At 63.0% G+C, this 26,901-nt stretch carries 30 protein-coding genes and 1 tRNA gene; 15 read left to right on the top strand and 16 right to left on the bottom strand.

From position 1 onward, the window contains the following. Positions 1–42: 42 nt before the first annotated feature. Positions 43–462: a DUF6314 family protein gene (locus tag Q1A71_RS09240; RefSeq protein WP_299674433.1), complete on the bottom strand. Its 420-nt coding sequence runs from the start codon at positions 460–462 to the stop codon at positions 43–45. A 116-nt stretch (positions 463–578) separates the two neighbouring features. Here Q1A71_RS09240 and purB point away from each other — a divergent pair, with 116 nt between their 5' ends. The 4 genes from purB to Q1A71_RS09220 all read left to right on the top strand — a co-directional run bounded on the left by purB (position 579) and on the right by Q1A71_RS09220 (position 3,908). Continuing rightward, positions 579–1,883: an adenylosuccinate lyase gene (gene purB / locus Q1A71_RS09235; protein ID WP_299675690.1), complete on the top strand. Its 1,305-nt coding sequence runs from the start codon at positions 579–581 to the stop codon at positions 1,881–1,883. Positions 1,884–1,978: 95 nt separating this feature from the next. After that, positions 1,979–2,140 (top strand): adenylosuccinate lyase, encoded by a 162-nt coding sequence (locus tag Q1A71_RS09230; protein WP_299674430.1) that lies wholly within the window; start codon positions 1,979–1,981, stop codon positions 2,138–2,140. Positions 2,141–2,232: 92 nt separating this feature from the next. Continuing rightward, a complete protein-coding gene (locus Q1A71_RS09225) occupies positions 2,233–2,751 on the top strand; it encodes a hypothetical protein (RefSeq protein ID WP_299674427.1) in 519 nt (172 codons plus the stop codon). A 92-nt stretch (positions 2,752–2,843) separates the two neighbouring features. Then, complete coding sequence (locus Q1A71_RS09220; RefSeq protein WP_299675687.1) at positions 2,844–3,908, top strand: FliG C-terminal domain-containing protein; 1,065 nt, start codon at positions 2,844–2,846, stop codon at positions 3,906–3,908. A 181-nt stretch (positions 3,909–4,089) separates the two neighbouring features. Here Q1A71_RS09220 and Q1A71_RS09215 read toward each other — a convergent pair whose 3' ends face one another. Continuing rightward, complete coding sequence (locus tag Q1A71_RS09215; RefSeq protein ID WP_299674424.1) at positions 4,090–4,785, bottom strand: thioredoxin family protein; 696 nt, start codon at positions 4,783–4,785, stop codon at positions 4,090–4,092. A gap of 227 nt (positions 4,786–5,012) precedes the next feature. Here Q1A71_RS09215 and acnA point away from each other — a divergent pair, with 227 nt between their 5' ends. Together acnA and Q1A71_RS09205 are read left to right on the top strand one after the other, a co-directional pair. Beyond that, positions 5,013–7,703 carry an aconitate hydratase AcnA gene (acnA, locus tag Q1A71_RS09210; RefSeq protein ID WP_299674421.1) on the top strand — a complete coding sequence of 897 codons (2,691 nt, stop codon included), beginning with the start codon at positions 5,013–5,015 and terminating at the stop codon, positions 7,701–7,703. Positions 7,704–7,839: 136 nt separating this feature from the next. Beyond that, positions 7,840–8,334 (top strand): ClbS/DfsB family four-helix bundle protein, encoded by a 495-nt coding sequence (locus tag Q1A71_RS09205; RefSeq protein ID WP_299674418.1) that lies wholly within the window; start codon positions 7,840–7,842, stop codon positions 8,332–8,334. A 25-nt stretch (positions 8,335–8,359) separates the two neighbouring features. On the opposite strand, the gene Q1A71_RS09200 is transcribed toward Q1A71_RS09205, so the two are convergent. From Q1A71_RS09200 to yajC, 10 genes are read right to left on the bottom strand one after another with little or no spacing between them, the layout of a single operon-like run. Then, positions 8,360–8,899: a DsbE family thiol:disulfide interchange protein gene (locus Q1A71_RS09200; RefSeq protein ID WP_299674415.1), complete on the bottom strand. Its 540-nt coding sequence runs from the start codon at positions 8,897–8,899 to the stop codon at positions 8,360–8,362. Continuing rightward, positions 8,892–9,047 carry a heme exporter protein CcmD gene (ccmD, locus tag Q1A71_RS09195; RefSeq protein ID WP_299674412.1) on the bottom strand — a complete coding sequence of 52 codons (156 nt, stop codon included), beginning with the start codon at positions 9,045–9,047 and terminating at the stop codon, positions 8,892–8,894. Before ccmD ends, Q1A71_RS09200 begins: the two co-directional genes overlap by 8 nt. Beyond that, a complete protein-coding gene (locus Q1A71_RS09190; protein ID WP_299675684.1) occupies positions 9,047–9,814 on the bottom strand; it encodes a heme ABC transporter permease in 768 nt (255 codons plus the stop codon). The genes ccmD and Q1A71_RS09190 overlap by 1 nt, the downstream gene beginning before the upstream one ends. Before the next feature lie 52 nt (positions 9,815–9,866). Beyond that, complete coding sequence (ccmB, locus tag Q1A71_RS09185; RefSeq protein ID WP_299674409.1) at positions 9,867–10,523, bottom strand: heme exporter protein CcmB; 657 nt, start codon at positions 10,521–10,523, stop codon at positions 9,867–9,869. Beyond that, on the bottom strand, positions 10,520–11,137 hold the full coding sequence (gene ccmA / locus Q1A71_RS09180; RefSeq protein ID WP_299674406.1) for a heme ABC exporter ATP-binding protein CcmA: 618 nt from the start codon (positions 11,135–11,137) through the stop codon (positions 10,520–10,522). Before ccmA ends, ccmB begins: the two co-directional genes overlap by 4 nt. 42 nt (positions 11,138–11,179) lie before the next feature. Next, the gene (locus tag Q1A71_RS09175; protein WP_299674403.1) at positions 11,180–11,533 is read right to left on the bottom strand and encodes an Mth938-like domain-containing protein; all 354 of its coding nucleotides are present in this window, start codon (positions 11,531–11,533) and stop codon (positions 11,180–11,182) included. 12 nt (positions 11,534–11,545) lie between these two features. Then, positions 11,546–12,289 (bottom strand): sulfite exporter TauE/SafE family protein, encoded by a 744-nt coding sequence (locus Q1A71_RS09170; protein ID WP_299674400.1) that lies wholly within the window; start codon positions 12,287–12,289, stop codon positions 11,546–11,548. After that, positions 12,282–13,250, bottom strand: a complete 969-nt coding sequence (gene secF, locus Q1A71_RS09165) for a protein translocase subunit SecF (protein WP_299674398.1) — start codon at positions 13,248–13,250, stop codon at positions 12,282–12,284. The genes Q1A71_RS09170 and secF overlap by 8 nt, the downstream gene beginning before the upstream one ends. 1 nt (position 13,251) lies before the next feature. Beyond that, complete coding sequence (gene secD / locus Q1A71_RS09160) at positions 13,252–14,913, bottom strand: protein translocase subunit SecD (RefSeq protein ID WP_299674395.1); 1,662 nt, start codon at positions 14,911–14,913, stop codon at positions 13,252–13,254. A gap of 33 nt (positions 14,914–14,946) precedes the next feature. Then, on the bottom strand, positions 14,947–15,228 hold the full coding sequence (gene yajC, locus Q1A71_RS09155; protein ID WP_299674392.1) for a preprotein translocase subunit YajC: 282 nt from the start codon (positions 15,226–15,228) through the stop codon (positions 14,947–14,949). A gap of 211 nt (positions 15,229–15,439) precedes the next feature. Between yajC and Q1A71_RS09150 the strand changes: the two genes are divergently transcribed. Then, positions 15,440–16,165: a trypsin-like serine protease gene (locus Q1A71_RS09150; protein WP_299674389.1), complete on the top strand. Its 726-nt coding sequence runs from the start codon at positions 15,440–15,442 to the stop codon at positions 16,163–16,165. Positions 16,166–16,240: 75 nt separating this feature from the next. Further along, on the top strand, positions 16,241–17,665 hold the full coding sequence (serS, locus tag Q1A71_RS09145; protein WP_299674386.1) for a serine--tRNA ligase: 1,425 nt from the start codon (positions 16,241–16,243) through the stop codon (positions 17,663–17,665). Positions 17,666–17,718: 53 nt separating this feature from the next. Here the strand turns inward: serS and Q1A71_RS09140 are convergent, their stop codons facing one another. Next, positions 17,719–18,663, bottom strand: coding sequence for an NAD(P)-dependent oxidoreductase (locus tag Q1A71_RS09140; protein WP_299674383.1), 945 nt, complete (start codon positions 18,661–18,663; stop codon positions 17,719–17,721). A 115-nt stretch (positions 18,664–18,778) separates the two neighbouring features. Between Q1A71_RS09140 and Q1A71_RS09135 the strand changes: the two genes are divergently transcribed. Next, complete coding sequence (locus Q1A71_RS09135; protein WP_299674380.1) at positions 18,779–19,942, top strand: reductive dehalogenase domain-containing protein; 1,164 nt, start codon at positions 18,779–18,781, stop codon at positions 19,940–19,942. 3 nt (positions 19,943–19,945) lie between these two features. Here Q1A71_RS09135 and Q1A71_RS09130 read toward each other — a convergent pair whose 3' ends face one another. Continuing rightward, a complete protein-coding gene (locus tag Q1A71_RS09130) occupies positions 19,946–20,143 on the bottom strand; it encodes a hypothetical protein (RefSeq protein WP_299674377.1) in 198 nt (65 codons plus the stop codon). 109 nt (positions 20,144–20,252) lie between these two features. Further along, complete coding sequence (locus tag Q1A71_RS09125) at positions 20,253–20,843, bottom strand: TetR/AcrR family transcriptional regulator (protein WP_299674374.1); 591 nt, start codon at positions 20,841–20,843, stop codon at positions 20,253–20,255. 74 nt (positions 20,844–20,917) lie between these two features. Between Q1A71_RS09125 and Q1A71_RS09120 the strand changes: the two genes are divergently transcribed. From Q1A71_RS09120 to Q1A71_RS09100, 5 genes are all read left to right on the top strand, one after another. Further along, positions 20,918–21,223, top strand: a complete 306-nt coding sequence (locus Q1A71_RS09120; RefSeq protein WP_299674371.1) for a hypothetical protein — start codon at positions 20,918–20,920, stop codon at positions 21,221–21,223. 70 nt (positions 21,224–21,293) lie between these two features. Further along, positions 21,294–22,580 carry a homoserine dehydrogenase gene (locus tag Q1A71_RS09115; protein ID WP_299674368.1) on the top strand — a complete coding sequence of 429 codons (1,287 nt, stop codon included), beginning with the start codon at positions 21,294–21,296 and terminating at the stop codon, positions 22,578–22,580. A gap of 82 nt (positions 22,581–22,662) precedes the next feature. After that, positions 22,663–23,631, top strand: coding sequence for a class II fructose-bisphosphatase (glpX, locus tag Q1A71_RS09110; RefSeq protein WP_299674366.1), 969 nt, complete (start codon positions 22,663–22,665; stop codon positions 23,629–23,631). Positions 23,632–23,670: 39 nt separating this feature from the next. Further along, positions 23,671–25,416, top strand: coding sequence for a single-stranded-DNA-specific exonuclease RecJ (gene recJ, locus Q1A71_RS09105; protein ID WP_299674363.1), 1,746 nt, complete (start codon positions 23,671–23,673; stop codon positions 25,414–25,416). An 84-nt stretch (positions 25,417–25,500) separates the two neighbouring features. Then, positions 25,501–25,575: transfer RNA gene (locus Q1A71_RS09100), tRNA-Glu, on the top strand. A gap of 300 nt (positions 25,576–25,875) precedes the next feature. Here the strand turns inward: Q1A71_RS09100 and Q1A71_RS09095 are convergent. Continuing rightward, positions 25,876–26,523, bottom strand: coding sequence for a hypothetical protein (locus Q1A71_RS09095; RefSeq protein WP_299674360.1), 648 nt, complete (start codon positions 26,521–26,523; stop codon positions 25,876–25,878). Between the two features lie 3 nt (positions 26,524–26,526). On the opposite strand from Q1A71_RS09095, the gene Q1A71_RS09090 reads away from it, so the two are divergent. Further along, a complete protein-coding gene (locus tag Q1A71_RS09090; RefSeq protein WP_299675756.1) occupies positions 26,527–26,850 on the top strand; it encodes a hypothetical protein in 324 nt (107 codons plus the stop codon). Positions 26,851–26,901 lie beyond the last annotated feature (51 nt).

Here is a 26,901-nt window from a genome sequence, read left to right as displayed (position 1 = left end):
CCTCAATGCCGCAGTGCCGCGCCCGGTTCAAGCCCTGTTGCGCTAACAGCGGGTGTACCGGCTGCGCATCTCATAGCTCTTGCGTGGACCAGACACCTGCCAACTCGTTGAAAACGCGGGCCAGTCCGAAAAATCATAGTGCACGACATAAGTGTCCGGGTCGCACCAATGCTCCGCCTGTCCGCCCCGCGCCGGCACCTGGTGGAAGAACCGGCCGTCTTCGAAATAGACGTGCAAACCCTCTCGCCAGAGGTACCGGCGTTCCGCCTGAATCGGCGGGCTGCCGGGCATCTGCAAGACACCCGTTTCACGATAGATCAGGCCATCGGCATCCGGGCACCAGACCGCGTCCCCCGAAAACGCGGCCCGCACTCCTTCGGCGTGCCGGATCTGCCGGGTGAGTTGCCAGCGCCCTTCAAAGTCCTGCAGACACCGCACAGACTGATCCGCATTATCTCTCATCCGACCGCTCACCCTGCCCATCGTGCCGCAGATTTCCCCAGGCGCCCGCCTTGTGGCTCTCACCCGCTCAGTCTATGAGCCCAGCAAGGTCGATACAAATGCGAAAAGGTACGCCGATGATCCCCCGCTACTCCCGCCCCGACATGGTCGCCATCTGGTCCCCGGAGACGAAATTCCGTATCTGGTACGAGATCGAGGCCCATGCCTGCGACGCGATGGCCGATCTTGGGGTGATCCCGCGCGAGAATGCCGAGGCCGTCTGGAAGGCCAAGGATGTGCAATTCGACGTGGCCCGGATCGACGAAATCGAGGCCGTGACAAAACACGATGTGATCGCCTTCCTGACGCATCTCGCCGAGCATGTGGGCAGCGAAGAAGCGCGCTTTGTGCACCAGGGCATGACCTCCTCGGATGTGCTGGATACCTGCTTCAACGTGCAACTGACCCGCGCCGCCGACATCCTGATCGGTGACATGAAGGCCCTGCTCGCCGCACTGAAGCGCCGCGCCTATGAGCACAAGGATACGATGCGCATCGGGCGCAGTCACGGCATCCACGCCGAACCGACGACAATGGGCCTGACCTTCGCACGCTTCTATGCAGAGATGGACCGCAACCTGAACCGGCTGGAAAAAGCGCGCTACGAGATCGCCACCGGCGCGATTTCCGGGGCCGTCGGGACCTTCGCGAACATCGAACCGGCGGTCGAAGACCATGTGTGCAAACAGATGGGACTGGAGCCGGAGCCCATCTCCACCCAGGTGATCCCGCGCGACCGGCACGCCGCGTTCTTCGCAGCGCTCGGCGTCGTCGCAAGCTCCGTCGAGAACATCGCGACCGAGATCCGCCACATGCAGCGCACCGAAGTGCTGGAGGGCGCGGAGTTTTTCTCCACGGGCCAAAAAGGCTCTTCCGCCATGCCGCATAAGAAGAATCCAGTGCTGACCGAGAACCTCACTGGCCTCGCACGCATGGTCCGCTCCGCGGTGATCCCGGCAATGGAGAACGTGACCCTCTGGCATGAACGCGACATCTCGCATTCCTCCGTTGAACGCATGATCGGACCGGATGCCACCATCACGCTCGATTTCGCCCTCGCGCGGCTGACCAGTGTCGTCGACAAAATGCTGATCTTCCCCGACAACATGCTGGAGAACATGAACAAATTCCCCGGTCTGGTGATGAGCCAGCGGGTGCTTCTGGCGCTCACCCAGGCCGGTGTCAGTCGCGAGGATGCTTATACTTTCGTGCAGCGCAACGCACTCAAGGTCTGGGAGCATCGCACGGATTTCAAAGAGGAATTGCTGGCGGATCCGGATGTCACCGCCGCGCTGAGCCCAGCCGAGATCGAAGAGAAATTCGACCTTGGCTATCACACAAAACACGTGGATACGATCTTCGCGCGGGTGTTCAAAGACTAGGCATTGAGGCGCGGTCTCGCACCCCAGCCCGGCATTTCTGTTGACCCTTGGTCAGCCACTGCTACTTTGAAATGCATCAGCAAAGGAGACCCGCAATGACGATCAAGACTTTGGCCGCCGCGGTGGCCCTGACCCTCGCCCCCGCAATCGCCTTCGCGGCGGGATGCAACTATGGCAAACAGGAAGTGACCATGTCCTGCGCGCAAGGCACTGTCTATGACAGCGCCACGAAATCCTGCGTCGCCACCACCACTTGAAAAAAATATGCGGTCACGGCTTCGTGATCGCATAAAAGGGCGGGCTGCCTTGTTATCCACCTATTAGACCAAGTGTATAGCAAGGAGACCCCATGCGTATTTTTTTAGGTATTGCCCTGTTTATTCCAACTGTGGTTGTCGCCGATGGCGGCAATGACGAGCCGCCCCCCAAACCTGCGGTGAGCTGCGAAGGGGCAAAAATCTATGACAAGAAGACCAAAAGCTGCGTGAACGCGCAGGAGAGCAGCCTCAAGACCGAAGAAATCTACCTGACCGTACGCCAGTTGGCTTACGCGGGCCGCTACGAAGATGCCCAGGCGCTGGCCCAAGCCCTGCCCGACGGGCACATGGGCCGCCTCACCTACATGGGCTTTACCCATCGCAAGCTTGGCAATCCTCGGCTGGCCAACCTGTTTTACGAACAGGCCATCGCAGAAAATCCAAACAACATTCTCGCGCGATCCTACATGGGACAGGGCTTCGTGGCTGCCGGTGACATGGTTGGCGCGGTCGAGCAATTGCGGGCCATCCGCGCCCACGGTGGCGCCGGGACCTGGTCCGAAGCCTCGCTGCAAAACGCCATCGCGACGGGTACCACCTACAACTACTGACCTCGTCTGTTTTTGGTTTGTTCTCACCAATCTTTAACCATTGTCTGGCAGAACAAAACAAGATCAAAGACAGGTGAGTATAGATGACAGACATGGTTCCGATGGCCCCGTTCCCGGCCTTGCCGGGGACGGATGCACAACCTCAGGCCCCGTCCAACCTCAGCCGGAAGGCGAAGGCCGCCATTGTGGTCCGGCTGTTGTTGAACGAAGGTGCGGACATTCCGCTTGAGGATTTGCCGGAGGACCTGCAGGCGCAGCTGACCAAACAGATGGGCGCCATGCGACTGGTAGATCGGACCACATTGTCGACCGTGGTGGCAGAGTTTGCAGATGAACTTGAAAGCATCGGGCTGTCTTTCCCTGGTGGGATTGCAGGCGCGCTGGATTCGCTGGATGGGCGCATATCCAAGCAGACCGCAGCGCGCCTGCGCAAGGAAGCCGGCGTGCGCCAGTATGGCGACCCGTGGGCGCGGCTGCGCGACATGAGCGCCGACCGCCTGCTGCCGGTGCTGGAGAATGAAAGCATCGAAGTGGCGGCCGTACTCCTGTCGAAGATCGACGTGCCACGAGCAGCCGAACTGCTGGGCAAGCTGCCTGGTCCGAAAGCGCGGCGCATTACCTACGCGGTCTCTCAAACCAGTGCCGTGACACCGGATGCCGTTGATCGCATTGGCCTCTCGCTGGCGGCACAACTGGACGCCGAGCCGCTGAAGGCCTTTGATGATGGCCCCGTAGAGCGGGTGGGCGCCATCCTCAACTCGACGGCATCGGTCACACGGGATGATGTGCTCGAAGGGCTCGACGAGACAGACGCGGGCTTTGCCGATCTTGTCCGCAAGGCGATTTTCACTTTTGCCAACATCCCGAAACGCATTGCCGCGCGCGATATCCCGCGGGTCATCCGCGAGTTGGAGCAGGATCTGCTCATCACGGCCCTGGCTGGCTCCGAAGCGGCAGGCATGAAGGACAGCGCGGACTTCATCCTGGAAAACATGTCGGGTCGGATGGCCGATCAACTCCGCGAGGAAATGGGCGAGCGCGACAAGGTCAAACCCGCCGAATTCGAAGAGGCCACTGCTGAAATCGTTGCCAAAATCCGCGAGATGGAAGCCGCAGGCGATCTCCTGCTGGTGGTACAAGACAGCGACGAGGATTGATCCGCTCCGAGGCCAACATTCGACAAGTTGGCGGTCATTGGTGGCTGCCCGTCGGTCTGTGCGTCAAATCATCAGCGGACACGTCTTCTGCAAAAAAACCGGACCTACCGTGTCGGACCCGCTCACGACTCTCGCGAGAATGTTTGGTGCGCAATGTCCAACACCACCTCGGCAGAACGCCCTATTTGAGCTCACCAGCTGCAAGGATCGGGCCCATTTTTGCAGCCTGGACCAAGACAACCACCGGATTCTCTCCAGGTGCCTCTGCGGTGAGCTTCAGCGGCGACTTCCCATCCCACTCTCGCAAAACCTTCCAGTCCTGCGTGACATTCGCGTATGTGATCGTGCGGCCCGCATTCTCCCCACGCGTGATCCTGGCCTCGCGTTCGGGAACATAGCGCAGCATCTGAACAATCATCGGCCCGTCCAGCTGCTTCAGGGTGGTGGCGCCGATTTCGACCGCGTCACCGTCGCGCGACAACGTCAGCGCCACCGCAGGCGCGACCTCCTTGTGCTGCGCAATGGCTTTCGAGACCTCCATCGGCCGGGCGCCGACGATGTCGGTCAGGCCGTTTACGATCATCTCCGGCGTGTAGATCGACCGTCGACCTGCAGTTGTGGCATAGGCGCGCTGTCGCTGCGCATTGCGCGGGTCGGCAAACTCGTCTTTCCAGCCGATGTAGTCCCAGTAATCCACATGAAGCGCCAGGGCGATCACATCGTCACGCTCCGCAAGCGCATGCATCAGCTCATCCGCCGGCGGACAGGACGAGCACCCCTGCGATGTGAAGAGTTCCAACACCACCGGGTTCTCCTGCGCAAGGAGTGGCGGAGCCACCAACCAAAGTGCGGCAACGGCCTGCAGCAAACGTTTCATGTGATTCCTTCTCCGGCCACCCGGCCCTTTCATGCACCCTAAAGTTTACCCTCTGTAATGACCAATCAAGGTTTCTTGAGAGATTGCGAGGCAAAACCCCTTGAAACGGTACACAATGGTATACAATTTTTGACCAACACCATTGATTTGAGTTGAACAAGCCTGTTCCATAGGGCATTCAACGCGCAATCCAAAGATGATCCAGCTCAAGCCAGAGGACCTCTGCTATGCCCATTACCGTTGGTCACGACACCTCCAAGACCCGCAAGACACTGAGCGTTGGCAGCCAGTCTGTCGATTACTACTCCATCCCCGCCGCCACGGAGGCCGGTCTTGGCAACTTCGCCAAACTGCCCGCCGTGTTGAAAGTCGTGCTGGAGAACATGCTGCGGTTCGAGGACGGCAAGACCGTGACCACGGACGATATCAAGGCCTTCGCCGAATGGGGCGCACAGGGCGGCAAGAACCCGCGCGAGATCGCCTACCGCCCGGCGCGTGTGCTGATGCAGGACTTCACGGGCGTGCCGGCGGTCGTCGACCTCGCGGCGATGCGCGACGGCATTGTGGAGCTGGGAGGCGATCCAGAGAAGATCAACCCGCTGAATCCGGTGGATCTGGTCATCGACCACTCGGTTATGATCGACGAATTCGGCAACCCGCGTGCGTTCCAGATGAACGTCGACCGGGAGTATGAGCGCAACATGGAGCGCTACACCTTCCTCAAGTGGGGCCAGAAAGCGTTCAACAACTTCCGCGTGGTGCCCCCCGGCACCGGCATTTGCCACCAGGTGAACCTGGAGTATCTCGCGCAGACCGTCTGGACCGACACGGATCAGGACGGCAAAGAGGTCGCCTACCCCGATACGCTGGTGGGCACCGACAGCCACACCACCATGGTGAATGGCGCGGCCGTCTTGGGCTGGGGCGTTGGTGGGATCGAGGCCGAGGCAGCAATGCTGGGCCAGCCGATCTCCATGCTGATCCCCGAGGTGGTTGGCTTTGAGCTCACCGGCACCATGATGGAAGGCACCACCGGCACCGATCTCGTGCTGAAGGTTGTTGAGATGCTGCGCGCCAAGGGCGTGGTCGGCAAATTTGTGGAGTTCTACGGCGAAGGCCTCGACCGTCTGCCATTGGCCGACCGCGCGACCATTGCGAACATGGCACCAGAATATGGTGCCACCTGTGGCTTCTTCCCCATTGACGGTGAAACCCTGCGCTACCTGCGCAACACCGGCCGGGAGGAGGACCGCATTGCGCTCGTGGAGGCCTACGCCAAGGAGAACGGGCTCTGGCGCGACGCGGGCTACGCACCCATCTACACCGATACGCTGCACCTGGATATGAACACGATTGTTCCGGCGATCTCGGGGCCCAAGCGCCCGCAGGATTACGTGGCGCTCGACCAGGCCAAAGCCGCCTTCACGAAAGAAATGGAAGAAACCTTCAAACGCCCCATGGGCAAGGAAGTGGCGGTTGCAGGTGAAGATTACACGATGGAAAGCGGCAAGGTTGTGATCGCGTCGATCACGTCCTGCACCAACACCTCGAACCCCTATGTGATGATCGGTGCGGGACTTGTGGCCCGCAAAGCCGCGGCACTGGGCCTCAACCGCAAACCCTGGGTGAAGACCTCATTGGCACCCGGATCGCAGGTTGTCTCAGCCTATCTCGAGGCCGCAGGGCTCCAGGACGACCTCGACAAGATCGGCTTCAACCTCGTCGGCTACGGCTGCACCACCTGCATCGGCAACTCCGGCCCGATCCAGAAGGAGCTGTCGGACGCCATCGCCGAGGGCGATCTGGTCGCCACCTCCGTCCTCTCCGGCAACCGCAACTTCGAAGGCCGGATCAGCCCCGACGTACGCGCCAACTACCTCGCCTCACCGCCGCTCGTCGTGGCCTATGCGTTGGCTGGCACGCTCGACATTGACCTGACCACGGAACCGCTGGGGCAGGACACCGATGGCAACGAAGTCTTCCTGAAAGACATCTGGCCCTCCAGCCAGGAGATCGCTGAACTGGTCGAGGCCACTGTGACGCGCGAGGCCTTCCTGACCAAATACGCCGACGTCTTCAAAGGCGACGAGAAGTGGCAGGGCGTGGAGACCACCGACAGCAAGACATACGATTGGCCCGCTGCGTCGACTTATGTTCAGAACCCGCCCTACTTTCAGGGGATGGGCAAGGAGCCCGGCGTGATCACCAACATCGAAGGCGCCAAGGTGCTGGCGGTGCTGGGCGATATGATTACCACCGACCACATCTCGCCCGCGGGCTCTTTCAAAGACACCACGCCCGCCGGTCAGTATCTGGTGGAACGCCAGGTGCCCGTCCGCGAGTTCAACTCCTACGGCTCGCGCCGCGGCAACCACGAGGTTATGATGCGCGGCACGTTCGCCAACATCCGCATCAAGAACGAGATGCTGGATGGAGTCGAAGGCGGCTACACCAAGGGCCCGGACGGCGAGCAGACCTCGATCTTTGATGCAGCGATGGCGCATCAGGCCAATGGTACGCCGCTCGTCGTCTTTGGTGGCGAGCAGTACGGCGCCGGGTCCTCACGGGACTGGGCGGCCAAGGGCACCGCGCTTCTGGGCGTGAAAGCCGTGATCGCGGAAAGCTTCGAGCGCATTCACCGTTCCAACCTTGTTGGCATGGGCGTGATCCCCTTCGAGTTCACAGGCGGCGATACCCGCAAGTCTCTGGGCCTGACCGGCGAGGAAACCGTTTCGATCCACGGGCTCGACACGATCAAGCCGCTGCAGGAGGTGCCCTGCACCATCACCATGGCGGATGGGACCGTGAAGGACATCACCCTGAAATGCCGGATCGATACAGCCATCGAGATTGAATACATCGAACATGGCGGCGTGCTGCACTACGTCCTGCGCAACCTGGCGCAAGAGGCGGCCTGACCCGTCAAATTAGCAGATAGACATCAAAGCCCCGGACCCTCGTCCGGGGCTTTTTCGTCCCGCCGCCCTGTTTGCGCCGGATCAATGCGGACACCGGCCCGACCCCATAGCCTCCGATGCAAAAGGAGCATATGCCATGGCCGCAACAACCCGCGAAGAGCTGATCCGGATCACGCAAAAGGACTACGATAAACTGATCAAGCTGATCGAACCGCTGTCCGAATCACAGACCCTGATCAAAGATGATGGCGACACCTCAATCAAGGATGTCATCGCGCACAGGGCGCATTGGATCGAGCTGTTTCTGGGGTGGTACGCGGACGGTCAGGCGGGCAAGGAGGTCCATTTCCCGGCAAAGGGCTACAAGTGGACCGATCTGAAACGCTACAATGCCGATCTCCGGGCCCGGCAGACAGATCTCGACTGGGCGGGCGCTGTGTCCGCGTTGGAGGCCGCGTTTGACCGGTTAAGCTCGTTCATCGCGGCCAAGACCGATGCCGACCTCTACGGCGGTCCAATGAAAAGCGCAAACAACCACTGGACCCCGGGTCGCTGGGCCGAAGCCGCCGGTCCAAGCCACTTTCGGTCCGCGGCCAAGTACATCCGCGCCCGTCTGAGAGAAATGCGTTGATCTCAGGCGCTCGGGCGATACCGCCTTACTCTGCCAGCGCCTTTTCCAACTCGGGCAGGAACCGCTGCTCGTAATCGCTGCCGATGAGCGGCCCGGCGAAGCGAAAGAGCACCGTGCCCTCCGCATCGAGGATGAAGGTCTCGGGTGGTGCGGTCACACCCCAGTCGATCGCCGTGCGCCCCTGCGGATCGAACGCGACCGCACGGAACGGGTTGCCGTCGTCATCGAGATAGCTCGACGCATTGCGTGCCTGGTCCTTGAAGTTCACACCGATGATCGGCATCCCCTCGCTCGCCATCTCCAGCAGTTTCGGATGCTCCGCATGGCAGGGCGGGCACCAACTGGCCCAGAAATTCACCAGCGTAACCTGCCCTGTGGCCAACGCTTCAGCCGTCACGGGCGGGTAATCCCCCAGTGCCTCGCTTGTGATCGCCGGCGCGGGCTGGCCAATCATCGTCGACGGCAGATCGTTGGGGTTGTCGCGGAACATGCCGATGCCTGCAAGCGCCACGAACCCCGCAAAGATCAGCGGTGGTGCGATCATCAGAGGCGAGACCTTAGGCATCGCGCTTGCTCCTCTTCTCGACCTCCTGCAGCGCTCGGCGCGCGCGGCGGCCTTGCCGCAGCGTCCAGACGATCAGCAACGCCAGCAACAGAAGCGACACGCCATAGGCCGACAGCACCGCATCGGCGTATTTTCCCAGATCGGGCATCACACCCGCGCCTCCCGGGCTTGCAGCGCGCGCGTGCGGCGCAGGCGGATCTCGGTGCCCGTGCGGTAGAGCACGAGCGCCAGAAAGATAAGCACAAACCCCGCGATGCAGACCAGCAGCGGAAAGTAGAATACATCGGCCACATTCTCTTCCTTGTCGAGGCTGAGCGACGCGCCCTGATGCAGCCCCTGGTTCCAGAAGTTAACCGCGTAACGGCTGAGCACCGCAAAGACCGAGCCCACGAGGCACAGCACCGAGGTCAGATCGGCGGCGGTATCCGGGTCGTCGATTGCCGCCCAGAGCGCCATATAGCCGAGGTAAAATAGAAACAGAATCAGAAACGAGGTCAGTCGCGGGTCCCAGGCCCACCAGGTGCCCCACATCGGCTGACCCCAGACGGCGCCGGTGAAAAGTGCGATCAGCGTCATGACTACGCCCACAGGCGCCGCGGCCTTGGCTGCCAGCGCACTGACATGATGGCGGCGCACGATCCAGATCAGCGAGGCCACCAGCATCATGAACCACGCGTTGATCGCCATCAGCGCCGAGGGCACATGCAAATAGATGATCTTGACGGTCGAGCCCTGCCGGAAATCATCCGGCGTAAAGAAAAACCCCCAGATCAGCCCAACACCGAGGCAGATACCCGACAGCCACCAGAGGGCCGGCAGAACGCGTTCGCTGAAGCCCAGGAATTTCACCGGGTTGGCGTAACTCCAAAAGCCCGAGGGGCGCTTGGGGATCGAGGTTTCATCTGTCATCGACATGGCCCAGATGTAAGCTGTCGGGCGGCTCCGCTCAATGGGCAAATGGTCCCGCTCACCGCAAGTTCACCCGCAGGGCCGCAGCGGAGGCGAAGGGCATAATGGCGATCACACCCGCCGTGATGCCCGCCAGCATCAGCAGCGGCGTCGTGGTCTGCATCCCCTCCGCGCCGCGCCGCGCAACTTCGGCCCCAAAGATCAGAGTGGGCACATAGAGAGGCAGCACCAGCAGCGACATCAGGAGCCCGCCGCGCTTCACGCCGACGGTCAGTGCGGCGCCGAATGTGCCGATCACCGACAGCGCCGGGGTGCCGAGCGCGAGGGAAATCACCAGCCAGACATAACCGGCATCCGGCAGGCTCAGAAGCACGCCGAAGACAGGCGCCGCGAGGACCAGCGGCAAACCGGTCGTGATCCAATGCGCCAGCGCCTTGATGCTGAGCGCGGCTTCCAGCGGCAGCGGCGAGGTGGCCAGCAGATCAAGCGTGCCATCCTCCCAATCCAGTGCGAGCAGGCGGTCAAGCGAGAGCAGGCACGCCAGCAAAGCCCCGATCCAGAGGATGCCGGGTGCTATGCGCGACAACAGCTCTGACTGCGGGCCGACACCGAAGGGCACCAGAACCGTCACGATCAAAAAGAAGGCCAGGCCCAGGCCAAACCCGCCCCCGGCGCGCATCGCTAGAAGCAGATCGCGGCGCAGGAGAGCTTTCACAGGAAGGCCTCGTCGCTGGCACCCACGCGCGCATCATGAGCCGCCCGGAAGGGCGCAACATCGAAGACTTCTGCGTCGAGCCCGAGGTCGATGTGGGTCGCGATCAGCGCAGCGCCCCCTGCCCCCAGATGGGCACGTATGGCCCCGGCAAAGAGCGCCACCGCATCGACGTCCAGCGAGACGGTCGGCTCATCCAGCATCCAGATCGGGCGCCCGGTGACCAGCATGCGCGCCAACCCCAACCGCCGCTTTTGCCCGGCCGAGAGGGTGCCTGCAAGCCGGTCGCGCAACGGCTCCAGTGAAAACGCAGCTATGGCGGTCTCGATATCGCGCTGGCCAAAGACATCCGCCCAGAAGGTCAGGTTTTCTGCCACGGTCAGCATCGCCTTCAGCCCGTCGGAATGCGCGGCATAGGCGATCTGGTCTTCTCCGGCGATGATCTCTCCCGACAGGGGCGGTTGCAGCCCGGCCAGCGTGCGCAAGAGTGTCGTCTTACCCGACCCGTTTGGCCCGCGCAGGATCAACGCCTGCCCCGGTGCGAGGCCAAAACTCAGCCCGTCCAACACCGGCAGGCCTCCGCGCGCCACGCATAGATCACGGATCGTCAATATCATGGCTCCAGCGTTAACCGATTGCCGCCACAACCAAAAGCCCGATCAGACCGGGATCAGCGCCAGGGCAATGCGCCGGCCTTCGCTGAGCAGAACATTATAGGTGCGGCACGCGGCGGGTGAGGCCATAACCTCCACGCCGAGCCCTGCGTCCTCCAGTGCGACACGCAGATCGGACGGAAGATGCGCAATGTTCGAGCCGGTGCCGACAAAAAGCACATCCACCTGATCTTTCAGCGTCAGCAGCGCGTCCGCGTCGTCGTAACCCTGCCAGCTCTGCACGCCCGCAGGCCCGATGATCAGCGGCCCGTGAACCACCTCCCCCCCGACGCGAAAAAACCCGGGGCCATAGCCCTCCACTGGCTTGGCATCGGTGAAGGTGATCTCGTTGAGACGCATGAATCGGGCTCCCTAGTGGTTCCATATCGGCAGGCCGATCAGAACGGCCCCCGCCACGACGGCGTAAGCCACACGACGGTAAAGTGTCTCCCGGTCGGGGTCAAACAACGTCCGTCCCACCAACGTTCCGGCAGCATAGGGCAGCAGCATCACCAACCCCAGCCAGACCGCCTGCCAGCCAATCACCCCCTGAAGCGCCATGAGCGGCACCAGAGACAGTGAGGAGAGTGTGAGAAAAATCAGCGTATTGGCGCGGCTGCGCGTGATGTTGTCCCGCCCGCCGAGTTGAAAAAGGATCACCAGTGGACCGTTCAGCCCCACCGAACCCATCATCACACCCGCGGCAGCGCCAATGCCGGCGCGCACGGGCTTGGTGGGCTCTGCGCGGTATCGCCAACCCGCCATCAAAAGCAAAAGGGTGACCGTGATGATCGCCGAGAGAACCCAGCGGATCAGGACCGTGTCAGCTGTGCGCAACACCCAGATCCCCAGCGGCGCGCCAAGGATGGCAGCGCCAACCATTAGCAGGGTATTAGGCCTGTCCGCCTGTTTCCACGCACGCGGTACCAGCGTCACGAGCGAGGCCAGCGCGGAGACGGCGAAGGCGCCGATGGCCAACGGCGGTGCGATCACGGCCGTCGCGACAGGCATATAGACAAGTGCCGCTCCGAAGCCGGAAAATCCGTAGACCAGCCCCGCTGCAAAGGTCGCCGCCAACACCCAGATCAGGCCCGGCGTGGCCGCGAACTCAAGCATCTATGTTGGCGTATTGGTTCCCCGAATTGGCGTCAGGCTTCGACCAGTCGCGCTTGACCCCAAGGTAAAGCAATGCCGCAGAGGCCACGAAGATGGAGGAATAGGTCCCGACGATCACGCCCCAGATCATCGCGAAGACGAATCCGCGGATCACGTCGCCACCCAGCACGAAGAGCGCGATGAGCGCAAGCAGCGTGGTGACAGAGGTCATGAAGGTTCGGCTGAGGGTTTCGTTGATCGAGATGTTCAGCACCTCGGCCAGCGGGCGTTTCTTGTACTTGCGCAAGTTCTCCCGCACGCGGTCGAAGACCACTACGGTATCGTTCAGCGAATAGCCCACAATCGTCAGCAGCGCCGCGATGATCGCAAGGTCAAAACGGATCTGCAGCTCGGAAAAGACGCCGATGGTCAGGATCACGTCATGCACCAGCGCCAGCACGGCCCCCAGCGCGAATTGCCACTCGAACCTCAACCAGATGTAGATGAGCACCGCGCCAATGGCAAAAACCACCGCAATTGCCGCCGTCTGGATCAACTCACCCGACACTTTCGGGCCCACCGACTCCACGGAGACGAACTTGATATCCGGCCGCACCGTCTGCAGCGCGCCTTCGACAGCAGCGATGACCTCCGGTGTGACCGATTCCTGACCCTCCTGAGCCTGAATGCGGATCATGGCGACGTTTTGGTCCGCATCAAAGGTCGGGTCGAACACCTCGGTAATCGACACGTCGCCCAGTTCCAGCACGGCAATCGCATCGCGATAGACGCCGATCTCCACCGGCAGCGGGCTTTCGGTCCGGATCGTGGTGCCGCCCCGGAAATCAATGCCGAAGTTCAGACCCTGGATCATGAAGGAGGCGAAGGCCACCACCATCATCAGCCCGGAAATGCCCAGCCAGAGCTTCCAGCGCTTGAAGAAGTCGAAATTCGTACCCTGCTTGACCAGTCTCAGACGCATATCAAATCTCGATTGTTTTGGGGCGGCGACGTTCGAACCATATCACCACCAATAGGCGGGTGACGAAGATCGCGGTGAAGACCGAGGTCAGGATACCGAGACCCAGCGTGATCGCAAAGCCGCGCACGGGGCCCGAGCCCATGGCAAACAGAATCGTGGCGGTGATGAAGGTGGTGATATTGGCGTCGAGAATCGCGCTCAGCGCCTTCTCATACCCCAGCTCGATGGCCCGCGCGGGGCCTTTGGACGTTTTCAACTCCTCGCGGATCCGCTCGAAAATCAGCACGTTGGCATCCACGGCCATCCCCACGGTCAACACGATCCCGGCGATCCCCGGCAAGGTCAGCGTGGCGCCGATGAGGCTCAGGAGGCCAAAAATCAGCCCAATGTTGATGATCAGCGCGACATTGGCAAAGAGGCCGAAAAGCCCGTAGCTCAGGAACATGAAGACCAGCACCGCGGCGAAGGCCACAATCGTCGCGACTTTGCCTGCATCAATGCTGTCCTGTCCGAGTTCCGGCCCGATGGTGCGCTCTTCAAGAAACTCCAGCCCCGCCGGCAGGGCACCAGCCCGCAGGAGCACCGCGAGATTGGTCGATTCCTCGATTGTGAACCGCCCGGTAATAATGCCGGAGCCCCCTGGAATATGGCTCTGAATGGTCGGCGCGCTGACCACCTCATCATCAAGCACGATGGCGAAAGGAGAGCCGATGTTTTCCGCCGTATAATCGCCGAATTTGCGCGCCCCGGAGGTATTGAACCGGAAGTTCACCGCCGGGCGCCCGTTCTGGTCGAAGGCCGGCTGCGCGTCCACTAGCTCTTCACCGGTCACCACGGGCGCCGCTTCGATGGTGTAGAGCACCCCTGGTTCATCCAGCGACGGCACAATTTTGTTGCCGATGCCGGGTGCTGCATCGGGGTCTATGCCGCGGGTCACAACCGGGTTGAAGGTCAGCTGCGCGGTTGTGCCGATGATCTCTTTCAATTCGCTGGCAGACCCGATCCCCGGTACCTGAATAAGGATCCGGTCGGCTCCCTGCCGCTGGATCGTCGGTTCACGCGTGCCGACCTCGTCGATCCGGCGGCGAATGATCTCCAGGCTTTGCTGCACCGTGCGCTCGTCTGTGGCCAGCTTTTCCGCCTCCGAGAGCGACACGATAATGATGTCGCCCGACGATCGCACATCAATGTCGGTGGCGCCGACGCCGGTGATCGTCTGCACCGGGCGCGCCAGCCCGCGCACGATTTCGAGCGCCCGCGCCATGCCATCCGGCTCGCTGATGCGCACGCGCACCTCGTCATCGGCGGAGGGCTGCAGACGGATCGTCCCGACCGTCGCCCGTTCGGGCCGCAGAGCATCGCGGATTTCCGGCCAGGCCGCCTGCATCCGCGCCGCATACACATCCTCGACCTGCACCTCGGCCAACAGGTGCGCACCGCCGCGCAAATCCAACCCGAGGTTTACCAGACCGGATGGCATCCACCCCGGCCAGAGGCTGCGATCAGCCTGGTTTTCAGGCGTATTGGCACCGAGCTCAATCGCCTGCACCGCATCATTGTGCCGCTCGACATTGGTGTAGAAGGCATTGGGCATCGCCAACCACAGACCCACCGCACAAGTCAGCGCAATCAGGATCCGTTTCCAAAGGTCGATTTGCAGCATTTCTACGCCTTTTCAGAAAGGTACGAGGCGTTTTTACTTCGCCGGCTCGGTCTTGGACACGACGCTGGCAATCGTCGATTGAACCACGCGAATTTTCACACCGTCGGCGATCTCCACCTCCAGCTCGTTCTCGCCGTCTTTCACTTTCGACACCTTGCCGATCACGCCGCCTTGGGTGATCACCTGATCGCCGCGGCGCAGCGCATTGACCATCGCCTGATGCTCCTTCACCTTCTTCTGCTGCGGACGGATGAGAAGAAAGTACATGATCGCAAAGATCAGGATGAGAGGTACAAATTGCGCGAACGCTTCCATGAAAATGGTCCTTCCGGGTAGATCGCGACCGCACCAAAACGCGGGACGCAAAGTTTGGCGGAACCTATGGGCTGAAAAGACGCTTTGCAAGGGAGGTGACGCAGGTTTCCTGCCCGCCGCACGCAGGATTTTCGAGCCCCGTGACGGAAGGTCTTGGCCGCAGCCGACAAAGCGCCCACATTCGCTGCAATGGACCACTCAAGGAGAGCCCATGCCCGCCTTTCGCGCCGCCTTGTGCCTAACGATCATCCTGTTGACCACCGGCGCCGCGGCGCTGCGGGCCGAGCCCCTGCCTGCACTTGGGTTGGAGGAGCGACAGGGCTGGGCAGCGGTGGGGGTGGTCAACGAGGCAGGCTACCGGTCGAAGACGTCCTGTACCGGCACGCTGATCGCGCCCGATCTGGTGCTTACGGCGGCGCATTGCGCAGGCGATCAGAAACACTTCGTCGCGGGCTGGGACCGCGGCAGCTTCGTCGCCCATCGCCGGTCCGTTGAAGCGGTGGTGCACCCTGGCTATCTGACTGCGACCGGCAACGACCGCTTCCGCTATGATGTGGCCGTGCTGCGTCTCGAAACACCGATTGAGCCGCGCGCAATCGCCCCCATTCGCCTGACAGATCAACCCGTGCTGCGCATCGGGCTTCTCACGGTGTTGGGCTACCATCGCAAACGACCGCATGTCCTCAATGGCCGTAGCGACTGCGCCAGCCTCACGGAGCCTGGGCGGTCCGTGCTCCGGCTGGGCTGCGAAGTGATCTCGGGCAACTCGGGCGGGCCGGTACTCGTCCCCGTTGGATCCGACTGGGCGCTGGTGGCTGTGGTCGCAGGGCGGATCGGCGGCGCGCAGCCCCAAGCTCTTGCGGTCCCGGTTGATGACTGGCTGATGGCGCAATGGCAGGAGGCACTGGCCCGCGCCGAGACCGAGGTGACCCAATGACAACTGGCGGTTACACAGCGGCGCAAGATCGGTCATAAGCACGGAGCAAGACGACTCAGACCAAGGACTGCCGCCATGCATGATATCCGTGCCATCCGTGAACACCCCGAGGCGTTCGACGCAGCCCTCGCGCGCCGCGGCGAGGCGCCGCTCTCTGCCGATCTGCTGGCCCTGGACGAAGCGCGCAGGGCGAAGATCAGTGCCGCCGAAACCGCGCAGGCGGAGCAGAATAAGGCGTCCAAACAGGTCGGCGCGGCCAAGGCATCGGGTGATGAGGCAGAATTCGAGCGCCTGCGCAGGCTGGTGGGCGAAAAGAAGGCCGAGGTGGCCGAGATGCAGGCCGAAGCCAAGGCGCTCGACGCCCAGCTCACCGACCAGCTCGCCCGCATCGCCAACCTGCCCGCCAGCGACGTGCCCGACGGCGTCGATGAAGACGACAACGTCGAGGTGAACCGCTGGGGCAATCCGCGCAACTTCGACTTCGACCCCAAAGAGCATTTCGAGATCGGCGGCGTTGCTACGTCCATGGATTTCGAGATGGCCGCCAAGATCTCCGGGAGCCGCTTTGTCGTGCTGAAAGGCGCCGTCGCGCGCATCCACCGCGCGCTCGCCCAGTTCATGATCGACACCCATGTGGAGGACAACGGCCTAACCGAGATGCAGACACCGGTACTGGTGCGCGACGAGGCCATGTATGGCACCGACAAGCTGCCCAAGTTCGGTGGGGAGAGCTTTATGGCGGCCTCCGAAGCAGCCAGGCAAAAGCTCAGCGACGAAGCACTGGGATATGCAACTCCAGATATCATTGAAAAGATGAAGGCTGGAGTAGCACTACGAGATCTGGTGGCTGAGACTTATGAAATCGCACCAACCAAAGAAGACTACTGGTTGGTGCCAACCTCAGAAGTCCCGCTGACCTACTCGGTGGCCAACGATATCCTCGATGAGGCCGCCCTCCCCATCCGCATGACAGCACACACCCTTTGCTTCCGCTCGGAAGCAGGCAGCGCGGGCAAGGACACGGCGGGCATGCTGCGGCAGCACCAGTTCGAGAAGGTCGAGATGGTCTCGATCACCCATCCAGACGAGAGCGAGGCGGAGCAGAAACGCATGTTGCGCTGCGCCGAAGACCTGCTGGAGCGGCTGGAGATTCCCTTCCGCACCGTCGTGCTGTGTACGGGTGACATGGGCTTTGGCGCGCGGCGCACCTATGACATCGAGGCGTGGCTGCCGGGGCAGAACGCCTATCGCGAAATCTCGTCGGTCTCGACCACCGGCGACTTCCAGGCCCGGCGCATGAACGCGCGCTTCCGCCCCTCCGAGGGCGGCAAGCCACAGTTCGTGCACACGCTGAACGGCTCCGGACTTGCGGTCGGGCGCTGCCTGATCGCGGTGCTCGAGAATGGCCAGCAGGCGGACGGGTCCGTGACCCTCCCAGCGGTGCTCGCGCCCTATCTCGGGGGCAAGACCGTGTTGTCAGCGGACGGCGTGCTGAGCTAGAGGCTATTTGCGGCGCCGCCCCAGACCTCGGCATAGTTTTAGACCAATGAAAATCAGCGGGTCGGCACCACCTCATAGCCCCGCTCTTCCGGCTCGTCGTCCACCAACTCCTGCGGGAAGCCAGGCGCGCGCACCGCGAGGCCCGTCGCCTCTTCCAGCCGCTCGATCATGCGGTCGGACTGGGCGCGGTCGCCATAGCGCGCCTGCCCGTCCGTCATCATCTCGATGATCTTCGGCGACAGCTCCAGCGGCACGCCATAATGATCCGCGAGCTTCTGGAAGAGCCCGATGTCCTTCTGCACCAGATCCATGGTGAAATTCACGTCTCGCGACCCCGAGAGGATCAGCTGGCTCTCCGTCTCATGCACGAAGGACGTACCCGAGGACATGGCGATCGCCTCATAGGTCAGCCCCAGGTCGATCCCGGCCGCCTTCATGACCGTCAAGGCCTCGCAGAGCGCGAGCAGATTTGCGGTGGCGAGGTAGTTGGTCATCACCTTCAGCACGCTCGCCTGCCCGATCTCGCCCACATGCAGTACCCGCCGCCCCATGCAGGTCAGGATCGGCAGAACCCGCTCGAAGGTCGCCCGGTCACAGCCCGCATAGATCGAGATATTGCCCGTATCGGCCCGGTGACACCCGCCCGAGACCGGGCAATCCACCGCAGCGCCCCCGCGCTCGGCCACGCGCGCGCCGAGGCGGCGCACCTCTTCGGCATCGGTCGTCGACATCTCCATCCAGATCTTGCCGCCCGTCACATGCGGCAGCATCGCCTCAACGACTGCTGCCGAGGCCGCGGGCGATGGCAGACAGGTGATCACCGCCTCGCAGGCCTGCATCATCTTCGCCGGGTCGTGCCCATCCATCGCGCCCTGCGCCACCTTCGCGATGACCAATTCCGAATTCAGATCAAAGACCTGCACGCCGATCTTATTGCGAATGAGCGAGCCTGCCAGCTTGCCGCCCACATTGCCCAACCCGATAAACCCGACCTTCATACCGCCCTCCCGCGCATCTCTCTTGGTCCGACCCTGCCGGGCCACCGCCTATCGGGTCGCGCCTGTTTGCGACCTTTGCAATTGACCCATCGCCGTCAGCCCTTAGGCTGAGAGGATGGCCCAGCCCACCCCGCAGCATGATCTTGACCGCGCCGCTGGCATTGAGGTGACCGACACCTTCGAGCCCTTCGCGCAGCGCAACGACATCTTCACACGCGCCTTCTGGGACCCGGCGGTGCGCACGGCACGAACAGACGCTTTCTTCGCCTCCTACCGCATGGAGGCCAGCCCGCGCCGGGGCGACGGCTTCAGTCAGCGTGATTTCGCTCTGCGCAACGCCTCCTGGCTGATCTCCGACATCATGACAGACCGTTTCGCCGAGGACGGTCGCCGCGAAGGGTTTCAGGCTGCGATCAGCGCCGACACACCCGTCGCTCCAGTCCAGATGGAGATCGATGACAAGCGTGACATGTCACGCGAGATCAAGAAGATCGCACGCTTTTTCAAAGCCGATCTCTGCGGCATCACCGCCATCGACCCGCGCTGGCACTACAGCAGCCGCGTTGACGTTCGTGACCTCTCCGACGCGCCGAATGATCTGCCCGACGACCTGACCTCGGTCATCGTGCTCGGCCACGAGATGGACGCGGAGCTCGTCGACACCTACCCCGCCGCGACCGGCGGCGCCGCAACGGGACGCGCCTACAGCCAGGAGGCCGCCACGGTCATGCAGCTGGCCGCCTACATCCGCAATCTCGGCTACGAGGCGGTGCCGTCGATGAACGACACGGCGCTGGTGATCCCCTATGCGTTGAAAGCGGGCTTGGGCGAATACGCCCGCAACCAGATGGTCATCACGCCCGAATTCGGCCCGCGCCTGCGGTTTTCCAAAATCTTCACCTCGCTGCCGCTGGCGCATGACACCCCGAAACCGCGGGGCGTACGCGCCTTTTGCGACATCTGCACCAAATGCGCCGACGCCTGCCCGGTCAAAGCCCTGCCCTTCGGTCCGCCCGAGGTCGGCGGCGACAATGTCTCGGCGCTCAAGGGTGTGAGAAAATGGACGTCAGATGCAGAGAAATGTTTCGGCTTCTGGGCCAAGCTGGCCTCCGACTGCGCCATCTGCATGCGGGTCTGCCCGTTCAATCGCGATTTCAGCCGCTGGTCACAGCGTCTGTGGCTGCGTCTCGCGCTGTCGCCGCTCCGGCGCCTGGCGCTTTGGCTTGACCGGAACCGCGGCGGGCGGACCAAACCGAGTGACTGGTGGTCCGCCCCCTGAGCCCTAGGGCGTCGAGTGGCGCACGTTGCCGTGCCAGTTCTCGCCCGCAATCGGCGGTGCGCTCACAGCCTCCTGCACGTTGCCCTCGAGGTGCAGCTGCGCGAGCATCACACCAAAGAGAACACCCACCGCGAGGATCAACACTGTCTGCGCCATCGTCCGGCCCGGTGCCGGGGTCCGATCAAAGGTTGTATAAGTCATCTGAGCCTCCTTTTTAGGCCTTGCCATCTTGAGATGCTTCAAATGTAAGGGATCACGCGAAATTCATAAAACGAATATATGACATGTGATGCATCACACATCGTGATGATCAGGCCGGAGCCGACACTGCCTTGCGGACCATCTGCCAATACTGCGCCTGAACATCGTCCAGCGACAGCCGCCCGCCCGCCCGAAACCAGGTGCTCACCCCTGTCAGCATGGCAATGACCGCCATCGTTGCAATCTTAGTATCTGCCACCGCAAAGACGCCCCCGGCGACACCCGCCTGCAGGATCGCTTCGAGTTTGTCTTCGTACTGCCGCCGCAGCGCTTCGATGCGGGCGAAGTTCTCCGGTGTGAGGTTGCGCAACTCCATGTAGGCGATGAACACCGCGTCGGGCCGGTCGTGGTGAAATCCGATATGAAACTGCACGAAGTGCTGCAACCGCGCCTGCGGATCCGCCGCCGGGTCATCCTCGAACGCATCCAGCAGCGCCTCCAGATGGCTCTGCATCAGATCGTAGAGCAGGCTCTGCTTGTCCGTGGTGTAGTTGTACAGCGCGCCCACCTGCACCCCCACCTCGCGCGCAATCTCGCGCATCGAGACGGCGGCAAACCCTTGCTGTGCAAAGAGCTTCAGCGCCGCGGCCCGCACCTTGGGGCCGGTGATATCGGAGTGTGAGCCTGCTGTGCGCGCCATGGCGCATGATTATCTGAACATCCGTTCAAAACAAAGCCTTCTTGCGCGCTCTGCCCCGCTCGGGCACAAAGCCCGTGACAACCGGAGCCCGCCGCATGCGCCTCACCGCCCTTTGCCTTCTTCTGATCACCGCTGCTGCCTGCGTGCAGTTTCCCGAGATCGACGACGCCACCGACGAGGTCGCACGCGACGCGGACTACCCCGATCTCGTCCCGCTCGACACGATCCCAGCGCCCTCCGCCGACGCCCAAAGCGAGCGGGAAGACACCCAGGCCACGCTCGAGGCCCGGGTCAGCGGGCTGCAGGCACGCGCGGCCCGGCTGCGCGGATCAGTGCTCAGCAGCGATGATCGGACCCGCCTCGACACCGACGTCGAGTAGCGCGTTGCACGGGCGCTGCGAACCCGCTACACGGCGCAAAAGAGCTCTCTAGATCAAAGGAATTGCCGGTATGTCTGCGCCACTTCGTCTTGGGATTGCGGGTCTGGGCACGGTCGGCATCGGCGTTCTGCGCATCATCCGCCAGCATGCCGCGTTGCTGGCCGAACGGACCGGGCGCGAGATCACCATCACCGCGGTCTCCGCGCGCGACAAATCCAAGGACCGCGGCCTGCCGCTCGACCGCTACGTTTGGGAAGACGATCCAGTGGCCCTCGCCACCCGCGAGGATATCGACGTCTTCGTCGAATTGATCGGCGGACACGAGGGCCCGGCAAAGGACGCGGTCGAAGCTGCGCTCGCCGCGGGCAAAGACGTGGTCACCGCCAACAAGGCCCTGCTCGCCATCCACGGCCAGGCGCTGGCGGAAGCCGCCGAGACCGCAGGCCGCGCGCTGCGCTACGAGGCCGCTGTCGCGGGCGGCATCCCTGTGATCAAATCCCTGGCCGAGGGGCTCGCAGGCAACGAGATCACCCGCGTCATGGGCGTGATGAACGGCTCGTGCAACTACATCCTCACGCGCATGGAATCCGCGGGCCTCAGCTATGCCGAGGTCTTCGCCGAGGCCGATGGTCTGGGGTATCTCGAGGCTGATCCACAGCTCGACGTGGGCGGCATCGACGCCGCACACAAACTCGCGATCCTGTCCTCCCTCGCCTTCGGCACAGTGATCGATTTCGATGGCATCACCCTCGAAGGCATCGACCGGGTCAGCATCGATGACATCCACGCCGCCGCCGACATGGGCTACAAGATCAAGCTGCTGGGCGTCGCGCAAAAGACGGGCCGTGGCCTCGAACAACGGATGCAGCCCTGCCTGGTGCCCGACAGCTCGCCGCTCGGCCAGCTCGACGGCGGCACCAATATGGTGGTGCTCGAAGGCGACGCCGTGGGCCAGATCGTGCTGCGCGGCCCCGGCGCCGGTGAAGGCCCGACCGCCAGTGCCGTGATGGGTGATGTCTGCGACATCGCGCGCGGTCTGCGCGGTCCCGTCTTAGGCAAACCCGCCACCACGCTCACCAGCGTGCCGCGTGCCCATGCCGACCTGCCCGCGCCCTACTACCTGCGCATGACGCTCGAGGACAAACCCGGCGCGCTCGCCAAGATCGCCTCGGTGCTCGGCGACGCGGGCGTTTCCATCGACCGGATGCGTCAATACGGGCACGAGGACACCACCGCCCCAGTGCTGATCGTGACCCACAAGACCACACCCGATGCCGTGACCAGCGCGCTCGCTGCGATGCAGGCCACCGGCGTTCTGTCGGGCAACCCGGTCGCCCTGCGCATCGAAGCCGTCTAACCCTCGGGCCGCGCGGTTGTGCGCTGCGCGCCCTGCCGCTACACCTACCCCCGTATTGTGCCCCCAATAAAGGAATAGTTTCATGGCCGGCCGCGCTCAATTTCAGGACCGTATGCTTTCTCTGGGCCTCGCCCGCGTTTCCGAGGCTGCTGCCCTCGCCTCTGCCCGGCTGGTCGGCAATGGCGATGAGAAGGCCGCCGACCAGGCCGCGGTGAACGCCATGCGCGAACAGCTCAACATGCTGGACATCGCGGGTGTCGTCGTCATCGGCGAAGGCGAGCGGGACGAGGCCCCGATGCTCTATATCGGCGAAGAGGTTGGCACCGGCAACGGCCCCGGCGTGGACATCGCGCTCGATCCGCTCGAAGGCACGACGCTCACCGCCAAGGACATGCCCAATGCGCTCACCGTCATCGCCATGGGCCCGCGCGGCTCCATGCTGCACGCGCCGGACGTCTATATGGACAAGCTCGCCATTGGCCCCGGCTATCCGCGCGATGTGGTCACGCTCGAGATGAGCCCCGCCGAGCGTGTCGAGGCGCTGGCCAAGGCCAAGGGCTGCGCCATGTCGGATGTCACGCTCTGCATTCTGGAGCGACCGCGCCACGAGGATATGATCGCCGAGGTGCGCGCCACTGGCGCTTCGATCCGGCTGATCACCGACGGCGATGTGGCCGGGGTTATGCATTGCGCCGAGCCCAACACCGGCATCGACATGTACATGGGTGCGGGCGGCGCCCCCGAAGGTGTGCTGGCCGCCGCCGCGCTGAAATGCATGGGCGGGCAGATGTACGGCCGCCTGCTCTTCCGCAATGACGATGAAAAAGGCCGCGCCGCCAAAGCCGGAATCAGCGATCTCGACAAGATCTACAGCCGCGACGAGATGGTCACCGAAGACGTGATCTTCGCCGCCACCGGCGTGACCGACGGCAACATCCTGCCCGCCGTCAAGCGCGAGCCCGGCTGGATGACCACCGAGACGCTGATCATGCGCTCCAAGACCGGATCGGTGCGCCGCATCAACTACCGCACACCGGTCGAGGCGCCGTGATCGCCGCGCGGCACTACGCGAGATGATCCGGATGGCGCTGTGAGTTTTCTCGGCGTCGAGCGCAGCCTCACGGGCCGTCGCTGGGTCGGCCCGCCGGTCGAGACCACGCGCGCCGCCGAAGCCCTCGCGCAGCAAAGCGACCTGCCGGATGCGGTGGCCCAGGTGTTGGCGCGGCGTGGCGTGTCCGCCGCCGAAGCACAGGCCTTTCTCGCACCCGCGCTGCGCGACCTTCTGCCCGATCCCCGCAGTTTGAAGGACATGGAGACCGCCGCCACCCGCGTGATGGCCGCTTTGCGCGCGCGCGAGAAAATCGCGATTTTCGCGGATTACGACGTGGATGGCGGCGCCTCTGCAGCCCTGCTGATGGTCTGGCTGCGCCAGATGGGCCACAGCGCCACGCTCTACATCCCTGACCGGATCGACGAGGGCTATGGGCCGAACGAGGCGGCGATGGCCGATCTGGCGGCGGCGCATGATCTCATCCTCTGCGTCGATTGCGGTACGCTGTCGCATGATCCCATTGCCGCCGCCAAGGGCGCGGATGTGGTGGTGCTCGACCATCACCTCGGCGCCGAGACCTTGCCCCCTGCCCACGCGGTGGTGAACCCGAACCGACAGGATGAAAGCGGCGATCTTGCGCATCTCTGCGCGGCGGGCGTCGTGTTCCTGCTGCTGGTCGAGTTGGGGCGCCAGCTGCGCGCAGATGGCCAGTCCGGGCCGGACCTCATGAGCCTGCTCGATCTCGTGGCCCTCGCGACGGTCGCCGATGTCGCGCCGCTCGTCGGCGTCAACCGCGCCTTCGTTCGCCAAGGTTTGCGGGTGATGGCGCGGCGCGAGCGCGTCGGGCTTGCGGCGCTCGCCGATGTGGCCCGAATGGACACCGCACCCACAGCCTATCACATCGGCTTTCTGCTGGGCCCCCGCGTCAACGCGGGCGGACGGATTGGTGCCGCCGATCTCGGCGCGCGGTTGCTGGCCTGCGAGGACCCGCACGAAGCCACCGCCCTGGCGGAACGGCTCAACCAGCTCAACACCGAACGGCGCGAGATCGAAGCCAGCGTGCGCGCCGCGGCGCTGGATCAGGCGGAGAACCGCGGGCTCGACGCGCCGCTGGTCTGGGCCGCCGGGCCCGGCTGGCATCCCGGTGTCGTCGGCATTGTCGCCTCCCGCCTCAAGGACGCCGCTGGCAGGCCCAGCATCGTGATCGGCCTCGAGAATGGCATCGGCAAGGGCTCGGGCCGCTCGATCTCCGGCATCGACCTCGGACAGCCCATTCAGCGGCTCGCGCGCGAAGGGCTGCTGCTCAAGGGGGGCGGTCACAAGATGGCAGCGGGCCTGACCGTCGCCGAGGACAAGCTTGAGGCTGCGATGGCCCGGCTCGGTGAGCTTCTGGAGAAGCAAGGCGCGCACCTGGCCGGGGCGGCTGATCTCAAGCTCGACGGTCTGCTGATGCCCGGCGCCGCCACGGTCGAACTGACCGAAATGATCGAACAGGCCGGGCCGTTTGGCGCCGGTGCCCCCGCCCCCCGCTATGCCTTCGCAGACATGGCCATTCGCTTTGCCAAACGGGTGGGCGAAAGCCACCTCAAGATCAGCCTTGCCGCAGCCGGTGGCCCCACGCTCGAAGGCATCTGCTTTGGCGCCTTCGACGGACCCTTGGGCCCCGCGCTCGAGGCCCATGGCGGCGCGCATTTCCACCTCGCCGGGCGGCTCGACATCAACACCTGGCAGGGTCGGCAAAGCGTGCAACTCCGGCTGGAAGATGCCGCCCCGGCGCACGGCTGACTGCGGCAAAGTTTCTTAAGTCGGGGCGCAATTTCCACTTGCGCGCCGCGCGCGGATTGCCTAATCAACCGCTCACGATCCAGTGGCCCGTTCGTCTATCGGTTAGGACGCCAGGTTTTCAACCTGGAAAGAGGGGTTCGATTCCCCTACGGGCTGCCACTTTTCCGAAAAGTTTCGCTTTCTTAACTGCTTGACCTGCGAATTTGTCCCACCATACTTGTGCGTCGATAAAAGTGGGACACTTTTGCTGGGCGAGTGGCGCCCTGTCGGCTTCCTTAGAGAACTTTGAGCGCGCAGTTTCTGAGATGCACCTTTGGTGGAGCGTGTTACTTCCTTCGACGTGTGATGCCCCGTGATTGCCATGATCTCAAACTCACTTCAGCCCAGCTCAGCAAGCCGAGCAGCGGCTGCTTTCCGCAGTCCGTGAACCGAACAATGATTGAGACCGGCCGCATCACACTACTTTCTGAAACGGTCGCCAAAGCCGGCTGCCGTAAACGGCTTTCCATATCCGTTGAGCAAAAAAGTTTTATCACTGACGGGTTCTTCTGCCAGGCAGCGTCGCAACTCGGCAATGATCAGTGTCTCGAGACTGACAGGGTTTCTTTTTCGCCCTTTTTGCTGAGTAAACTGTAGCCAAAGAACACCGCGCTCAAGGCTGAATACGAACAGCTCGAGGAGGACTACGCCGAAGCGGATGAACTGCCCGAGGAGGTCGATGAACGCCTTGCTGAGATCGAAACGGCGATGGAAGCGCTGCAGAACCGGCCCATCCGGTTCGAGGCCGAGGACTATTCTATCGCGGGCGCCTTCGTCAGCATCGACAGCTCCGGCGGTCTGCGGGCCGAACGCGGCTATGTCAGGGCCGAGGATGAGCCGGTCGCGGGCACCGGCATCGATCCCGAGGGCGCCGCGGTCGATCCGGTGACACATGACGATGCCGTCGACGGAACTGGCCAGGTCCCTCATCTGGACGAAGAAGACGACGATGACGGCACCAAGCCGCTGTCCGACCGTCTCGTCTGCGACCTGACCGTCCATCGCACGGTGGCGCTGCGCAATGCACTGGCGAGCGATCCCTAACTCGCGCGGCTCGCCTGTCTCCACGCAATGGTTCTGTCGCTCTTCTACCACTACGGTCAGGACCGCTGCGTCGAGATCACGCCGAAGAAGAGCACACAGTTTGGCGAGCTGTTTGGCTATCCCTGTATGGTGGTCTCAGACAACGGCACTGAGCTGACCAGCAACGCGATGCTGAGATGGCAGGAAGATCCCAAAGTTGGTTGGCCGGCTCATATCCCGGCTCCAGCACTGGACGCCTTCGCTGATGCTTCGACGGGGTTGGGACCTTGTGTGACGCCCTGTCGACCACTTCGCAAAAGCATGAAAAGCCCTGACCCGATGATCAGCATTCTCGGCTGTATTCATCGATGATGTTCAGCGTCCGGAACGCTCTTCCGTCGTCAGTCCGGCAATGCACAAAGT

The sequence above is a fragment of the uncultured Roseobacter sp. genome (genome assembly GCF_947493125.1).
Lineage (GTDB): Bacteria > Pseudomonadota > Alphaproteobacteria > Rhodobacterales > Rhodobacteraceae > Roseobacter.
The sequence above is the reverse complement of the archived record's forward strand: the minus strand, read 5'-3'. Positions and strand labels throughout refer to the sequence as shown.

Excerpts from the sequence above, each read along its gene's own strand:
- Q1A71_RS09115 (WP_299674368.1), top strand. The coding sequence starts at position 21,294 with ATGTCTGCGCCACTTCGTCTTGGGATTGCGGGTCTGGGCACGGTCGGC.
- Q1A71_RS09125 (WP_299674374.1), bottom strand. The coding sequence starts at position 20,843 with ATGGCGCGCACAGCAGGCTCACACTCCGATATCACCGGCCCCAAGGTG.
- Q1A71_RS09205 (WP_299674418.1), top strand. The coding sequence starts at position 7,840 with ATGGCCGCAACAACCCGCGAAGAGCTGATCCGGATCACGCAAAAGGAC.
- Q1A71_RS09130 (WP_299674377.1), bottom strand. The coding sequence starts at position 20,143 with ATGACTTATACAACCTTTGATCGGACCCCGGCACCGGGCCGGACGATG.
- secD (WP_299674395.1), bottom strand. The coding sequence starts at position 14,913 with ATGCTGCAAATCGACCTTTGGAAACGGATCCTGATTGCGCTGACTTGT.
- Q1A71_RS09140 (WP_299674383.1), bottom strand. The coding sequence starts at position 18,663 with ATGAAGGTCGGGTTTATCGGGTTGGGCAATGTGGGCGGCAAGCTGGCA.
- ccmD (WP_299674412.1), bottom strand. The coding sequence starts at position 9,047 with ATGCCCGATCTGGGAAAATACGCCGATGCGGTGCTGTCGGCCTATGGC.
- yajC (WP_299674392.1), bottom strand. The coding sequence starts at position 15,228 with ATGGAAGCGTTCGCGCAATTTGTACCTCTCATCCTGATCTTTGCGATC.
- Q1A71_RS09090 (WP_299675756.1), top strand. The coding sequence starts at position 26,527 with ATGGTTCTGTCGCTCTTCTACCACTACGGTCAGGACCGCTGCGTCGAG.
- Q1A71_RS09215 (WP_299674424.1), bottom strand. The coding sequence starts at position 4,785 with ATGAAACGTTTGCTGCAGGCCGTTGCCGCACTTTGGTTGGTGGCTCCG.
- secF (WP_299674398.1), bottom strand. The coding sequence starts at position 13,250 with ATGCGTCTGAGACTGGTCAAGCAGGGTACGAATTTCGACTTCTTCAAG.
- Q1A71_RS09230 (WP_299674430.1), top strand. The coding sequence starts at position 1,979 with ATGACGATCAAGACTTTGGCCGCCGCGGTGGCCCTGACCCTCGCCCCC.
- Q1A71_RS09190 (WP_299675684.1), bottom strand. The coding sequence starts at position 9,814 with ATGTCGATGACAGATGAAACCTCGATCCCCAAGCGCCCCTCGGGCTTT.
- Q1A71_RS09150 (WP_299674389.1), top strand. The coding sequence starts at position 15,440 with ATGCCCGCCTTTCGCGCCGCCTTGTGCCTAACGATCATCCTGTTGACC.
- Q1A71_RS09170 (WP_299674400.1), bottom strand. The coding sequence starts at position 12,289 with ATGCTTGAGTTCGCGGCCACGCCGGGCCTGATCTGGGTGTTGGCGGCG.
- Q1A71_RS09200 (WP_299674415.1), bottom strand. The coding sequence starts at position 8,899 with ATGCCTAAGGTCTCGCCTCTGATGATCGCACCACCGCTGATCTTTGCG.
- Q1A71_RS09220 (WP_299675687.1), top strand. The coding sequence starts at position 2,844 with ATGGTTCCGATGGCCCCGTTCCCGGCCTTGCCGGGGACGGATGCACAA.
- Q1A71_RS09135 (WP_299674380.1), top strand. The coding sequence starts at position 18,779 with ATGGCCCAGCCCACCCCGCAGCATGATCTTGACCGCGCCGCTGGCATT.
- acnA (WP_299674421.1), top strand. The coding sequence starts at position 5,013 with ATGCCCATTACCGTTGGTCACGACACCTCCAAGACCCGCAAGACACTG.
- Q1A71_RS09240 (WP_299674433.1), bottom strand. The coding sequence starts at position 462 with ATGAGAGATAATGCGGATCAGTCTGTGCGGTGTCTGCAGGACTTTGAA.
- Q1A71_RS09225 (WP_299674427.1), top strand. The coding sequence starts at position 2,233 with ATGCGTATTTTTTTAGGTATTGCCCTGTTTATTCCAACTGTGGTTGTC.
- glpX (WP_299674366.1), top strand. The coding sequence starts at position 22,663 with ATGGCCGGCCGCGCTCAATTTCAGGACCGTATGCTTTCTCTGGGCCTC.
- serS (WP_299674386.1), top strand. The coding sequence starts at position 16,241 with ATGCATGATATCCGTGCCATCCGTGAACACCCCGAGGCGTTCGACGCA.
- ccmA (WP_299674406.1), bottom strand. The coding sequence starts at position 11,137 with ATGATATTGACGATCCGTGATCTATGCGTGGCGCGCGGAGGCCTGCCG.
- purB (WP_299675690.1), top strand. The coding sequence starts at position 579 with ATGATCCCCCGCTACTCCCGCCCCGACATGGTCGCCATCTGGTCCCCG.
- Q1A71_RS09175 (WP_299674403.1), bottom strand. The coding sequence starts at position 11,533 with ATGCGTCTCAACGAGATCACCTTCACCGATGCCAAGCCAGTGGAGGGC.